Source organism: Psychroserpens sp. BH13MA-6, from assembly GCF_052983595.1.
This window is the reverse complement of the sequence record NZ_JBRJGE010000002.1, coordinates 102,055-115,941: the sequence shown is the minus strand read 5'-3', so window position 1 is coordinate 115,941 and position 13,887 is coordinate 102,055. Positions and strand designations below refer to the sequence as shown.

10 protein-coding genes are annotated in these 13,887 nt (G+C 37.7%); 3 read left to right on the top strand and 7 right to left on the bottom strand.

Features of this window, described 5'->3' with window-relative positions:
• Nucleotides 1–42: 42 nt before the first annotated feature.
• The 4 genes from lpdA to ACU8DI_RS05075 all read right to left on the bottom strand — a co-directional run bounded on the left by lpdA (nucleotide 43) and on the right by ACU8DI_RS05075 (nucleotide 3,593).
• Complete coding sequence (gene lpdA / locus ACU8DI_RS05090) at nucleotides 43–1,443, bottom strand: dihydrolipoyl dehydrogenase (RefSeq protein ID WP_447111670.1); 1,401 nt, start codon at nucleotides 1,441–1,443, stop codon at nucleotides 43–45.
• 224 nt (nucleotides 1,444–1,667) lie between these two features.
• Complete coding sequence (locus ACU8DI_RS05085) at nucleotides 1,668–2,438, bottom strand: LuxR C-terminal-related transcriptional regulator (RefSeq protein ID WP_447111669.1); 771 nt, start codon at nucleotides 2,436–2,438, stop codon at nucleotides 1,668–1,670.
• 47 nt (nucleotides 2,439–2,485) lie between these two features.
• Complete coding sequence (locus ACU8DI_RS05080; RefSeq protein ID WP_447111668.1) at nucleotides 2,486–2,947, bottom strand: CPBP family intramembrane glutamic endopeptidase; 462 nt, start codon at nucleotides 2,945–2,947, stop codon at nucleotides 2,486–2,488.
• Between the two features lie 184 nt (nucleotides 2,948–3,131).
• On the bottom strand, nucleotides 3,132–3,593 hold the full coding sequence (locus ACU8DI_RS05075; RefSeq protein WP_447111667.1) for an Lrp/AsnC family transcriptional regulator: 462 nt from the start codon (nucleotides 3,591–3,593) through the stop codon (nucleotides 3,132–3,134).
• Between the two features lie 165 nt (nucleotides 3,594–3,758).
• On the opposite strand from ACU8DI_RS05075, the gene ACU8DI_RS05070 reads away from it, so the two are divergent.
• Complete coding sequence (locus tag ACU8DI_RS05070; protein WP_447111666.1) at nucleotides 3,759–4,982, top strand: aminotransferase class I/II-fold pyridoxal phosphate-dependent enzyme; 1,224 nt, start codon at nucleotides 3,759–3,761, stop codon at nucleotides 4,980–4,982.
• Between the two features lie 3 nt (nucleotides 4,983–4,985).
• Here ACU8DI_RS05070 and ACU8DI_RS05065 read toward each other — a convergent pair whose 3' ends face one another.
• The 3 genes from ACU8DI_RS05065 to ACU8DI_RS05055 all read right to left on the bottom strand — a co-directional run bounded on the left by ACU8DI_RS05065 (nucleotide 4,986) and on the right by ACU8DI_RS05055 (nucleotide 11,444).
• Entirely contained in the window at nucleotides 4,986–9,149 is a 4,164-nt protein-coding gene (locus ACU8DI_RS05065; protein ID WP_447111665.1) for a beta strand repeat-containing protein, read from the bottom strand.
• Between the two features lie 127 nt (nucleotides 9,150–9,276).
• Nucleotides 9,277–10,326 carry a phage tail protein gene (locus ACU8DI_RS05060; RefSeq protein ID WP_447111664.1) on the bottom strand — a complete coding sequence of 350 codons (1,050 nt, stop codon included), beginning with the start codon at nucleotides 10,324–10,326 and terminating at the stop codon, nucleotides 9,277–9,279.
• A gap of 95 nt (nucleotides 10,327–10,421) precedes the next feature.
• Complete coding sequence (locus tag ACU8DI_RS05055) at nucleotides 10,422–11,444, bottom strand: metal-dependent hydrolase (protein WP_447111663.1); 1,023 nt, start codon at nucleotides 11,442–11,444, stop codon at nucleotides 10,422–10,424.
• 101 nt (nucleotides 11,445–11,545) lie between these two features.
• Between ACU8DI_RS05055 and nhaC the strand changes: the two genes are divergently transcribed.
• Together nhaC and ACU8DI_RS05045 are read left to right on the top strand one after the other, a co-directional pair.
• On the top strand, nucleotides 11,546–13,039 hold the full coding sequence (gene nhaC, locus ACU8DI_RS05050; RefSeq protein ID WP_447111662.1) for a Na+/H+ antiporter NhaC: 1,494 nt from the start codon (nucleotides 11,546–11,548) through the stop codon (nucleotides 13,037–13,039).
• Between the two features lie 203 nt (nucleotides 13,040–13,242).
• Nucleotides 13,243–13,887, top strand: coding sequence for a redoxin domain-containing protein (locus tag ACU8DI_RS05045; protein WP_447111661.1), 645 nt, complete (start codon nucleotides 13,243–13,245; stop codon nucleotides 13,885–13,887).

Here is a 13,887-nt window from a genome sequence, read left to right as displayed (position 1 = left end):
ACTAGTTAAGTTCGCTTTTTTTATATCTTACTTTCAGTGTCATTACACATGTAATGCACGATCATCTGTAGCTGCCAATGCTGCTTCTTTTACCGCTTCTGCAAAGGTTGGATGTGCATGAGACATACGGGAAATATCTTCTGCTGATGCACGATATTCCATGGCTACAACCGCTTCAGCGATTAAATCGGCACAACGCGCTCCTATCATATGAATCCCTAAAACTTCATCGGTTTTCTTATCTGCCAGAATTTTCACAAATCCATCGATGTCACCACCAGCTCTTGCGCGACCTAAAGCTCTAAACGGGAATTGACCTGTTTTATAATCCACGCCCTCCTCTTTTAGCGCTTCTTCTGTTTTACCAACAGCAGCAACTTCTGGCCAAGTATACACCACACCAGGAATTAAATTATAATCGATATGAGGTTTTTGTCCTGCTAAAGTTTCAGCTACAAAAACACCTTCTTCTTCCGCCTTGTGTGCTAACATTGCTCCTTTTACCACATCTCCTATGGCATAAATATTTTTCACATTAGTCTGCAAGTGCTCATTAACTTCCACTTGTCCGCGATCATTTAGTTTCACGCCAGCTGCTTCCGCATTTAATCCATCAGTATAAGGACGACGGCCAACTGACACCAAACAATAATCGCCTTTAAACTCAACAACTTCTCCTTTTTTATTTTCAGCTTTCACAATGACCTCATCCCCTTTTCGCTCTACCGACTGTACTTTATGAGACATGGCCATATTGAATTTAGCTTTCTTAAAGACCTTGTTTAATTCTTTGGATAGTGAAGCATCCATGGTTGGTAAAATGCGATCCATATATTCTATGACGGTTACCTCAGCTCCCAATCGTCTATACACCTGACCTAATTCGAGTCCGATAACACCACCACCAATGACAATCATATGTTTCGGGATCTCCTTCAATTTCAACGCTTCAGTTGAGGTAATGATTCGCTCCTTATCCAGAGTGATAAATGGCAAATTAGAAGGCTTAGACCCTGTAGCGATGATAATATGTTTAGCTTCTATCTCTCCAGCATCTTTTCCATCAATCTTTATATGAGTGGCATCCTTAAAACTACCTAAACCTTCGTAAACATCCACTTTATTTTTCTTCATCAAAAAATCAATACCACCAGTGGTTTGGTCAACTACAGCCTGCTTTCTTGAGATCATCTTTTTCAAGTTTACTTTAATTTCCCCTGGAATTTCAATACCATGATCTTCAAAATGTTTAACTGCTTCCTCGTAGTGATGCGACGATGCCAAGAGCGCTTTACTAGGAATACAACCCACATTCAAACACGTACCTCCTAAGGTTGAATATTTCTCAATTATTGCTGTTTTCATTCCTAATTGTGCACAACGGATGGCTGCAACATATCCGCCAGGACCAGAACCAATAATGGCTACATCATATGATTTCATATACTATTTTTTATCAGATTTCAATTGAATTACAAAAATACAATTTTGATTATTGAATTACTACTTTTTCACAGAGTTTGAAATAGCTTCAAAAAAAATAGCCCATTAAACCACAGTTATTTTCAAACCAATGGTAAATGAGCATATTTTCCCTCTGAATTAATAGCAATTCAAAATTGAAGATTTTATAAAACTATTGCAATACTCAATTTGAGTATTAACACTTAGAGAAAATTTTGATTGGATTTCAACATCCCTATAAGTTCACCAGTAGAGGAAATATTAAGTTTTTTTAGAATATTTCGACGATGTGTATCAACCGTATGAGGACTAATATTCAATTTTTCGGAAATGACTTTACTCGAATAATCTAAAATGAGTAACCTGATGATATCACGTTCCCTATTACTAACAATATCGCTTAAAAGTTTTTGCGAAAAGTTATTAAAATAAACCGTTTTATATTCGTTGTGCTCATTAAGCAATTTGGCAGATGCTGTAATATCCATTCTAATATGAGAATCCAGCACTGTATAATGCGCTAGACCAATAATGGGTTTGCCTTCAGAATCGAAAACTAGTGGTGTGGTGTTTTGTACAATATTGACATAGACGTCATCGGCATTTTTAAAACGAAAGTTCCAAGTATAATTCGCACGTTTTCTTTGTTCTTCAGACATCTCAGCAAGGGTAAATTCCATTAACTGATTTAATGCAGATAGCCAGCCTTCAATATCATCTGGGTGAATTCTACTCCAAAAATAACGCATCCCTTTTACGGTCATTTCTTGGGTATCTAATCCCAAACAAGCCGTGAAGTTTTTACTAATAAATTCAAAGGTCAAATCTTGTGTATTAGTGACACAAAAAAACGTCGAGCTATAAGGCAACACCTTATCTAAATCCACAATTTTCTTTATGTGTTCTTGTAATAGCGGTTGATCGTAGGATTTGAATATTGTTTTATACAAATCCTTTATGCGGTTATATTTCATAGCAAACTCAGTCAACTTTTAGAGCGTTATAAAAATACAGTTAATTTTTAATTTGGAAAACCGAGCATGTCACCCATGCCAACAGTAAACAACCAACAACCATAAATAGCGTGTTCTACTGAAACCATGACTGTCGATTTCGTTTTTAGATAGGTGAATGCGAAAAGAATACCTCCAATGAACGTCATAATTAAAACTAATGTATTCTTAAAGAACAGATGTGCTAAAGAAAACACTAAAGCATTGACAATCACAAAAACAGTTTGACTTTTAAACATGTTCTTATAACGTTCGAAAAAGAAGGTACGATATACAAGTTCCTGCGGATAAACAGACAAGGAACTATAAATTAGTAGTAGCAACAGCCAGAAGAAAGGTTTGTTTAACATCACATAAAAGAGTTGTGATTTATCCATAAACCACACGTACAACACCGTTAGAATAGCAATGACTAAGAGTTGAATTAAAACACGTTTAAAAAAGTGGCGCCAATGAAGATTTTTGGCCATTTTAAATTTGACATGTTCTATTCGCAGTAACACAAAAAGCACATAAACAAAACCTAAACAGCCGATACTGAATTTTATTAATATCGGATAATCCAAAATATAACTTAACGGAATCAAAATGAAGATGCCAATAAATTCCAGTAGTTTAAATCGTATCGATTGCATAGGTCAAATGACGTAATAATTAGAGATGAATAGCGGTTGAGTGCTTGACTTCATTAATCATAAAGGTACTATGCGTGCTTCCAATATGACTAATCGTCGTTAGTTTTTTTACCATGAATTCTCTAAAAGCATCCATATCTGCAACAATTACTTTCAGTAAATAATCGTAGTCACCACTGGTGTGATAACATTCCATAACTTCATCAAGTTGCACGACTTCTTTCTCAAACTGAACCACACAATCCTTCGTGTGTTGTACTAATTTAATACTACAAAAAGTCACAAAGGGTTTCTCCACTTTTTTTTTATCAATAAGTGCGACATATTTAAAAATAACTCCTGATCGCTCCAGTTTTTTAATGCGCTCATAAACCGCTGTAACCGACAGATTGAGTTTATTAGACAACTCTTTATTTGTCTGCTTACTATCCTTCTGAAGTAATTGTAGTAATTTTTTATCGATAGCATCTAAGGTATTCATATGGAAAAATTTTCTAAAATGGTAATAAATTATCCTACAGTTGCAATAAATAAAACTATAACAACAACTTTATCAAGATTTATTTTCTAAATATAAACATAACTATTGATATATTATCTATTTCTATTGAATTTTGAGGTGCATAAATCATTAAAACTATTAGTAATGGCATTTAAACCAGCTAACAACATTCAGGATTTACAATACTTTGGAGAATTTGGAGGTGTTAATCCATCTATTTCAGATTCATCCACTTATACATTTTTATCAGCTAAAACCATGTTTGATACCTTTGAAGGTAATGCCGATGGTTGCTATCTGTATTCTCGTCATTCCTCACCTTCCAATTTATATTTAGGAGAAGCCTTAGCCGCTATGGAAGGTACAGAAACCGCGAATGTTTCTGCCTCAGGAATGGGTGCTATTACACCAGTCATCATGCAGCTTTGCGGTGCAGGTGATCATATTGTTTCTAGCAGAACTATTTACGGTGGCACCTATGCTTTTCTAAAAAACTTTACACCACGTTTTCATATTGAAACCTCCTTTGTTGATATCACTAAGTTGGAAATGGTTGAGGCCGCCATTACCGAGAACACCAAAGTCCTTTATTGTGAATCAGTGAGTAATCCTTTGTTGGAAGTTGCAGACATCAAGGGTTTGGCTGAAATAGCAAAGCGCCATAACCTCAAACTGGTAGTTGACAACACCTTTTCTCCTTTGTCCATTTCACCAGCAAAATTAGGTGCTGATGTGGTGATCCACAGTATCACAAAATTCATTAATGGCTCTAGTGATACTGTTGGTGGTGTGGTCTGTGGTACACAGGAATTTATTAACGATTTAAGAAATGTCAATGATGGCGCTTCTATGTTGTTAGGATCCACCATGGATAGCTTACGCGCTGCTTCCGTTTTGAAGAATTTAAGAACTTTGCATATTCGTATGCAACAACATAGTTTCAATGCGCAGTTTTTAGCTGAAAAATTTGAACAAGATGGTTTAAAAACGGTATATCCAGGATTACAATCTCATCCTTCTCACGAATTATTTAAATCGATGATGAACGTCAAATACGGCTTTGGTGGTATGTTGACCATTGACGTTGGAAGCTTGGAGAAAGCTAACGAACTCATGGAATTGATGCAAGATAAAAACCTTGGATACTTAGCAGTTAGTTTAGGCTTTTATAAAACCTTGTTTTCAGCCCCTGGAAGTTCCACCTCTTCGGAAATTCCTGAGGAGGAACAACAAGAAATGGGTTTAAGTGACGGCTTAATTCGCTTTTCAATAGGTTTGGATGCCGATATTGAACGCACGTATCACATGATGCGCGACTGTATGGAAGCACTGGATATACTCAGTCCGAAAGCCACGGCTTCAGTATAAAGCTTATTGTTTTTGTTTGAGCAAGGCTTTAATCTCGTCAATATCTTTTTGTTGGGATTCAAGCTTTGCTTTTAAACGGTCATTTTCTTTTTTCAGCTCAATCATATAAAGATACGCTTCCTCAATTTTTTCCAAGTTGGTCACAGTCATCTCTCCCACACTGATATTCATACCATTGGCCTTTACTTCCTCATAAGATTTCACATTCGGCAAGTGGCCATGCGCCATGATAAAACGTTCAATCTCTTCCAAAGATTTAAAGGAATAGGAATTATTTAAAGCTGATTTTCCAGTGTAGTAACTTTCAAAAACATAATCCGGATACGTAGTCACATCAGTGATGATATCACCGATAACAGCCATATTTCCAGTGACAGAAACTGTCGGTCCACCAACAAGATCAATTTTCACACGCTCAATACCATTACTTAAAAACCTAAACGCATCATCAGCATCATCATATTGAATGCCGTAATTAGCATAGGTAGTTGAATGAGCCAACACCATTTTGTTAGCATTGTTAAATCCACTCGAAAACATATATAACATAGGAGCAGGCGTGCCGTTTGAGGCTGGAAAAGTGATACTGGTTTGATCGTTGACGAAGGTAATATCATCACCAGCGTTTGCGAGATTGAGTACATTTCCAGTACGCGTCCAAAAGGAAGTTGATGGCACATCTGCCCAGCTCAAATTACCTGTCCCATCGGTTTGTATAATTTGGCCATTCGTACCTCTGGTAAGAGGAAACACATAACTATTTGCTATGGTCGTACCAAAAGACACTTTTCCTAAAAAATAGGCTGCGAAGTGATTACCAGTTGTATTAACCGAGTTATCAGAATAAACACCATAACTACTATTGGTTCCGGTAGTCAACATTTCGTTGAATACACCGTATACATTACTCGTCGGACTTCCAACCGAGGCATCTATAACATTTTTAACCCCATAAAAATTAGCATTTGCCAAAGCTGGTAATTCCAGATTGTTATAAACACCAACCACATAATCAGATGATGGTATTGGGTTTAATGGAGCGCTGATATTATAAACAAATTGATTATTGACACCAATCGACGTTGTTGAAAAACTTCCATTCATCTCAAAATTATTGTGAACACCGTATTGTTCACTTATGGTATCGAAGTATTGATAAAAACTATTAGATAGTCCTGTTCTGGCATTAGCATCGCCTACAAATACATTGTAAGCGCCATAACTATTAGCACTGGTATCAGTTGAATTGAAATAACTGTTTACCCCATACTTATTGCCATAAAAACTATTCATATAATTGTAGACACCATTGAATTCTTGAGTCCCTCCAGCTACATTATTATAAATCCCATAGGTAGGACCTAAGGCATTAACGAAACCATTATAAGCACCATATTGAGTACCCGCTGATCCATTGGCAAATTCCGAAAGCATACCGAAATTGTCAGTAACTGATGCATTCGTATTGTTAAACCTGTTCTCGACACCTGTTAATGATAAACCTTCACTATTGGTAAAGTCATTATCGACCCCTTTAAAAAATGACGCTGAGCCATTCATATCATTATCTATAGCAATAATGCTTGCCGAACTGTTGCCGTACATCTGATTCCAATTACCGATACCATCAACAGAATTAGCAATAGTCATGTCGTTGTGCAAACCGTATTGGTTGCCCTGACCGTTCAACATGTAATTGTGGATTCCGTAATGTTGACCAGCACCCGAATTATGAATGGCTTGATACATTCCATATTGATTGGAAGGGGAATCCCCAGTCATCACCGTAAACACCCCATGATCTACTGGACTCAAAGAATTAGCGGAATCAAAAAAATTATATAAACCATAGCGATTACTAGAGCCCCCTTGACCAAAGTTATTATAAACCCCACGCTTGTCGGCACTATTGCCTGTAAATTCATTTTGAAGTCCGTAATGCACGGCCGCACCATTATTGGAAATATCGTTATAGGTTCCAATTTTAGACCCTGTTCCTGCCCCTCTCAAGTAGTTGTAGGCACCATAATGTATTCCTGAACCGGCACTAATCAAATCATTGTACACCCCAAATTTATCGCCATTACCTGTACCAGTAAAACTATTGTGCATGCCATAATGCATACCACTTCCATCTCCAGCTAAGCTATTGGCGACCGCATATTGTAAATTATTATTGTCATTTATGATTAGATTTGTAGTTCCATGCACTCTTCCTGTTGCCGTTCCTCCGATATTGTTATACGTCCCATACATGAAGGCTGTTCCTGAGCCTGAAATAATAGTCGCATTCCCATATTTCTGACCAGTACCCGAGGTTACCAAATTATTATAGACCCCAAAATGGTCCCCATTGGAGGTGTTGTTAATATCGTTGTATACACCGTACTGATCTCCAGTTCCATTTCCAACTAAGGAATTATAGGCACCATAATGTTCTGCCGAGCCCTGGTTATTGATAATGGTTCGTACACCAAATTGTTCACCTGCACCACCACCACTCAAGGTGTTGTAGAGTCCGTAATGAGCACCTGTACCACCACCATTTATATAAGAATTAAAACCTCGTTGTGCTCCATCACCATTACTTAAAACTCTTCCAAATACACCAATATGTGTTGCATCAGAGGAATTGGTCACCTCTGATAATATCCCGTAGGTCGTCGTATTTGCCGATCCCGTCATTGCAACGGAAATCCCACGCCCGCCATTGGGCTCCTCTACTTCTAGTCGCCAATCGGCTGTATTTTTTCCAATCGCCAAATTCCCTAAAGTGTATTGATCATCGTTAATATCATCGGGTGCTGTTGTGGTACCTTCTTCATAAAAATCGTGGTCGTCGTCACCTACAGAACTGGCATCCACCCAACTTACATTTCCTGCACCATCGGTTTGCATAATTTGATTGGCCGTGCCTCGAGAGGCTGGAAAAACATAATTATTGGCATTGGTAGTTCCTACTGATAAAGCGCCTAAATAAAATCCAGCAAAACTGCCAGCTTTAGTGACGTTGGAAAAGACACCATAATGGGTGCCTCCTGCCGAATTTAATATGTTGACATTAACCCCATATTTATTACCAGTGCCTGTTCCCGAAATTATATTGTCGATGCCGTAATGGTTGCCATTGCCAGTACCACCAATATCATTTCGCATGCCGTAGCGATTACCGTCACCGTTAAAATTTAAATCATTGAAAACCGCAAGTTTTGGCCCATCACCCGTATTGAACTGATTATAAACCCCAAACTGTTCTGTGTTTCCTGTGCCCTGTAAACTGTTAAAGGTTCCTGTAAGATTTCTTGTATTACTTGCGTTGGAATTGATAATCCAATTATAAGTTCCGTATTGCCAGCTCGACGATGACCCAGTGATTTGATTGTAAACACCATAATTGGTAGCATCGTTGGTGTTATTGATACCATTATAGGTACCAAAACGCGTAGAGGTTATTGTGGATGGTGAACTCGAAATCGTATTATACGTCCCATATTGTGGTTTATCGGCATCTTCAATAATGGTATTGTAAGTACCATATCGTTGAGAGTTTCCGGTATCATTCATATTGTTATAAATGCCATACTTCAAATTATCTCCAGAACCAGACATCAAGTTGTAGATACCACGTTGGGTATCTGCATCACTTGGTAAAACCCCCGAGACAGAATTGAAAATACCGGTAACTGGTCCTCCCAGATTAAATCCGTTTCGATTGTAAAAGGTGGTAGGCGCTGTATTTTCTGTGACATCCAGTCGAAAACCAGGCGCATTGCTTCCAATGGCTAAATTTCCGAAGGTATAGGTATTATCATTGATATCGTCTGGCGGATTTGTAGAACCTTGCTCATAAAAATCGGCATCAATACTTCCCGATTGCTGTATTGGCAACCATTGGGCGCCATTGAAGAAATAGAAGCCTACACCATTACCACCAGTAACCGTCGCATTGGTGTTCCATACCAATAACCCTGTAGCAGGCGCATTTATAGGCGCTACAACATTCGTTACATCAAGTAGGTTAATTCTTGGTACTAGAACACCTTTGTCGGTTGCCGTAATGTCTAAAATGGAAGAATTTTCAGGGGTTGTTGTGCCAATACCGACTTGCGCATTGGTGTAACAAAACATCATAATACTAACCAATAGGGTAAACTTAAAATGTCTCATAATCATAGGGATAAAACCCTAATATAAAACGCTCTTTCTATTGATGACAGATTTTTTTTATCGATGGTAAGTAATAATGTATAAATGGTAAGTTATATCAATAAGCAATTGATGCATAATTGAAACTCTAATACTTAATACACCATATCACATTGACATTTGTTGGTCGTGATTCATTACCACCTTCTGTTGCTGAATCAAAAGCAGCAATATCAATACTATGCTGGTGACTGCCAGTGTTTTGTGTATATTGAGAGGGTACATTGAGTGAATGAGAATGAGAACCTGCACTGTACATATTGGCTGTTGCGTTCACTGAATGTGCGTGAGCACCACTTCCTAATGTATTAATAGTTCCTGTACCTGGTCTGAGCTCCCTTATCGTCGTTCCACCACCAAATGCACCTGGTGTTGCCACATCCACTTCTCTGTAATATAATTGGTGATAATGATTTCCGCCTGTATTTGTTCCACCATTAACATATATATTATGAGTATGATTACCAGTCGAATTTGTATTTGCCGTATAGCCATTCACATAATGATTATGTATTCCACTGGCAGTCACATTACTATTAGGTGGGTCAATTTGATGAAGATGCATGGCATTTTCGAAAGTTTGTTTAGTCCCAACAACGTCACCAATAGCTCCATCTCCTCTATCAGTACGTGTTGCAGCATCGGGATCTGTTCCAGCACCATTGTCCAAACCTCTTAAAAATTCTCCGCGATAATCCGGTAAATTAAACGTAGTAGAACCATCGCCATTGCCATAAGTCGTCCCTATGACCGCGAAAAGTTCGGCATAAGTAGTTCTACTCACGGCACTGCCGTCACAGCTCAAATAACCCATAGGTAAAGTAGCAGATGGAAACGCAAAAACAGCACCAATAGGTACGCCATCTCTACTCTTATCCATCAGTCTTACCCACTGTGTACCGTTGTAAAAATAAAACCCAGACACATCATCTGTTTGATAGATCAAAAGGCCTTCAGCAGGCGCACTAATAGCAATACGTTCAGCAACTAACATTCTAGGCACTAAAATACCTTTATCATTGGCCGTCACATCTAGAGCAGACGAGGCATCTGGCGTGGTTGTTCCAATTCCAACTTGCGCATTTATTATACCTAAGGAAAAGACGGTGAATATCAGTAAATGCGTTATCGATTTCATAATAATAGTTTGATTATGAACTCAATATAATACGATTCAACTATTTCGATACAATATTTTACGTGAACGGTGTGTTTTTTTGTGTGAATGGTTCATTATTGACCTTTTAAACGCCTCCAAAGTGCCCGCATCGTAAATTTAAAATCCTCCATTGCGGGAGCAAAAGGCTTCATATCCAGACGACCATGAGTTTTGTAGAGCTTTAAATTAAATACTGATTGATACCCTTCCCTAGTTTCGACCAATGGATACCTCAAGTCTTTATATACATAAGTTGAATCTTCTAGAGACTCGACGTTGTAATAATCATTGCTAAACCATGCTAACCTTTCAATATCTTCATAAGTCGCTGAGGTCAAAACACGTGATTTAGGAATTGTTTTCCAATCTGAAAATCGACGAGAAGTGTCCAATAAGGAATAAAATCCCACATGATATTCATTTTCGGTTTCTGCAATGCCATACCATAACACATTATTCAGAATTGTTGGCTGTGAACTAAAACGGTTAAATGACACATTCTGTTCTATTAAAGATTGACTAAAAATATCATCAATGCATAACTTATTTATGACTGTTAATAGCATATAAAAAGAACTGATGCCGATTCCTAACTTCAACCAATAGCGACGTCGCTGATGCTTCCTATTAAAAAACATCAACGTGATTATACAAATCAAAAAAGGCAAGGTATACAATGGATCTGCTACAGCAATATTATTAAAAGCCACCCGATAATTAGAGAATGGCGAAAACAACTGTGTCCCATAAGGTGTGAAACAATCCAGAATTGGATGCGTAAACAATGACCAAAAGAATAGCCGTATCCAATCATGTAGGCGCGTTGTTCCTTTCCGTTTTCCAGTATTATATAATTTATGAACCATCCAACCTAAAGCAAAAGCTGCAATCACTGCAAACAAAATGGAATGCATGAAACCTCTATGAAATAACATGGCATCAATTTCATTATTGAATAAAAGACTTCCTACAAGTACATCAAAGTCTGGTATGGTACCTCCAAGAGCACCAAAAAGTAATGCCTTATTGCCAATTTTACGTCCCAATACAGCTTCTCCGCAGGCTGCTCCTAAGACAATTTGGGTTAATGAATCCATTAAAAGTGGTTATATAAATCGCTAAAGTACGCAAGAATTATGATTTGCAGAATAGGCAACATTATCGTAACATTACAATTCAAAACCTAATAAACCACTTCATGGATAGTCAAGATATAAAACCAAGAGTACCACAGGACGAAAATATTATTGAAAACAAAGAACTTAATATTTGGGAGGCTTTAATTCCTGTTTTTGCTCTTATTATCTTACTAGCCTATAATGTTTTTGTTTTTGGTGACGATGCCATAAGTGGCAGCAATCAATTTATTCTTTTACTTGGTGCTGCTATTGCAGCTATTGTCGGTTTTTACAACAAGGTGTCTTTTAGCCAAATGATAGATGAAGTTGCCGAAAATGTTAAATCAACAACTGGCGCCCTACTTATATTATTGATGGTAGGCGCTTTAGCAGGCACATGGCTGGTTAGCGGTGTCATACCTGCGATGATTTATTACGGGCTTCAAATCCTCAATCCGACCATTTTTCTGGCGGCTTGTGTTATTATTTGTGCTATTATTTCTATAGCCACTGGAAGTTCTTGGACGACTTCTGCCACTGTGGGTATTGCTCTTGTAGGAATTGGTGAAGCCTTGGGAGTGTCTATGGGTATGACTGCTGGTGCGGTGTTATCTGGTGCCTATTTTGGGGATAAAATGTCACCCTTAAGTGATACCACCAATTTGGCGCCTGCGATGGCTGGTGGTGAGCTTTTCTCTCACATAAAGTATATGGCATTGACTACTGTACCTACCATTTTAGTGACTCTGGTTGTATTTATTATTCTTGGTTTTACACAAGATGTTCAAGGAGCGACAGATACGTCACAACTCCTTGCTGATATTGATAGCACCTTTAATATTAACGGTTGGTTATTCCTAGTGCCTATTATTGTCATCATTCTCATTATAAAAAAAACATCGCCTTTAGTAGCCCTTCTTATTGGGACACTCTTAGGTGGTATATTCGCTCTTATTTTTCAACCACAAATTGTGGCGCAAATTGCTGGTGTGGAATCTTTAACATTCCATTCAGCCTATAAAGGTGTAATGAATGCCATTACTGTTAAAACAACGATTGCCACAGAAAACGCTACTTTGAATGATTTGTTTTCGGCATCAGGTAAAGGCATGTCTGGAATGTTAGGAACGATTTGGCTCATCATTTGTGCCATGACATTTGGTGGCGTCATGGACGCTATTGGAGCGCTGTCAAGAATAAGTAGAGCTCTATTAAGTTTAGCATCCTCTACCTTCGGATTATTTGCAAGTACAGTGGCAAGTTGTTTGGCGTTAAATGTCACAGCTTCGGACCAGTATTTAGCCATAGTGGTTCCTGGAAAAATGTTTAAACAGGCCTATGAAGATAAAGGTTTAGCTCCTGAAAATTTAAGTCGTACGTTGGAGGATTCTGGTACTGTCACATCGGTACTTGTACCTTGGAATACCTGCGGTGCTTATCAATCTGGTGTTTTGGGTGTTCCTGTGGTTGATTATTTTGTGTTTGCCATATTTAATTGGTTGAGTCCGTTTATGACACTTCTTTTTGCTGGATTCTCAATAAAGATCAAACAACTCGCTGATCGTAAAAATTAATTACGCATCATATATCACGCTATATTATCAAGTTGACAATCTATAGACTATCAAATTATTGATTTCGTAAAATATACACCGCTTTTTTGATGCCATATTTTAAGACTATTAACTTATAATATTATATAATTTAATTCAATTTAAACACGTGTTTTTAGTGACTAAATTTGCTGTATAAATTAATAATCATTTAATTAAATAATATGGCATTAGTAGGAAGAAAATTTCCAGATTTAAGCGTAAACGCAATGAACGAAATGGGTGACACTTTTAAACTCAACGTTCTTGAGGAGGCTAAAAACAACAATAAAAAAGTAGTATTATTTTGGTATCCAAAGGATTTTACATTTGTATGCCCAACTGAATTGCATGCATTTCAGGCTGCAATGAGCGAGTTTGAAAAACGAAATACCATCGTTATCGGAGCGTCTTGTGATACGGCTGAAGTACATTTTGCATGGCTTAGTACAGCTAAGGATCATGGTGGTATTGAAGGTGTAACTTATCCTCTTTTAGCAGATTCAAACAGAAACTTGGCATCTGCCTTAGGTATCTTGGATATTACCAACGAAACTTATAATGAAGAAACAGGTTTATTAACTGTGGAAGGTGACAATGTCACTTACAGAGCTACCTACATCATTGATGAAGAAGGAATCATACAGCATGAAAGTATAAATAACATGCCTTTAGGTAGAAATGTGAATGAGTACTTAAGAATTATCGATGCATTGACACATGTTCAAGAAAAAGGAGAGGTTTGTCCAGCGAACTGGGAAGAAGGAAAAGATGCGATGCAAGCGAATGCTAAAGGAACTGCTGAGTATTTGAAAGCACACTTAAACTAA

Excerpts from the sequence above, each read along its gene's own strand:
- lpdA (WP_447111670.1), bottom strand. The coding sequence starts at position 1,443 with ATGAAATCATATGATGTAGCCATTATTGGTTCTGGTCCTGGCGGATAT.
- ACU8DI_RS05085 (WP_447111669.1), bottom strand. The coding sequence starts at position 2,438 with ATGAAATATAACCGCATAAAGGATTTGTATAAAACAATATTCAAATCC.
- ACU8DI_RS05080 (WP_447111668.1), bottom strand. The coding sequence starts at position 2,947 with ATGGCCAAAAATCTTCATTGGCGCCACTTTTTTAAACGTGTTTTAATT.
- ACU8DI_RS05075 (WP_447111667.1), bottom strand. The coding sequence starts at position 3,593 with ATGAATACCTTAGATGCTATCGATAAAAAATTACTACAATTACTTCAG.
- ACU8DI_RS05070 (WP_447111666.1), top strand. The coding sequence starts at position 3,759 with ATGGCATTTAAACCAGCTAACAACATTCAGGATTTACAATACTTTGGA.
- ACU8DI_RS05065 (WP_447111665.1), bottom strand. The coding sequence starts at position 9,149 with ATGAGACATTTTAAGTTTACCCTATTGGTTAGTATTATGATGTTTTGT.
- ACU8DI_RS05060 (WP_447111664.1), bottom strand. The coding sequence starts at position 10,326 with ATGAAATCGATAACGCATTTACTGATATTCACCGTCTTTTCCTTAGGT.
- ACU8DI_RS05055 (WP_447111663.1), bottom strand. The coding sequence starts at position 11,444 with ATGGATTCATTAACCCAAATTGTCTTAGGAGCAGCCTGCGGAGAAGCT.
- nhaC (WP_447111662.1), top strand. The coding sequence starts at position 11,546 with ATGGATAGTCAAGATATAAAACCAAGAGTACCACAGGACGAAAATATT.
- ACU8DI_RS05045 (WP_447111661.1), top strand. The coding sequence starts at position 13,243 with ATGGCATTAGTAGGAAGAAAATTTCCAGATTTAAGCGTAAACGCAATG.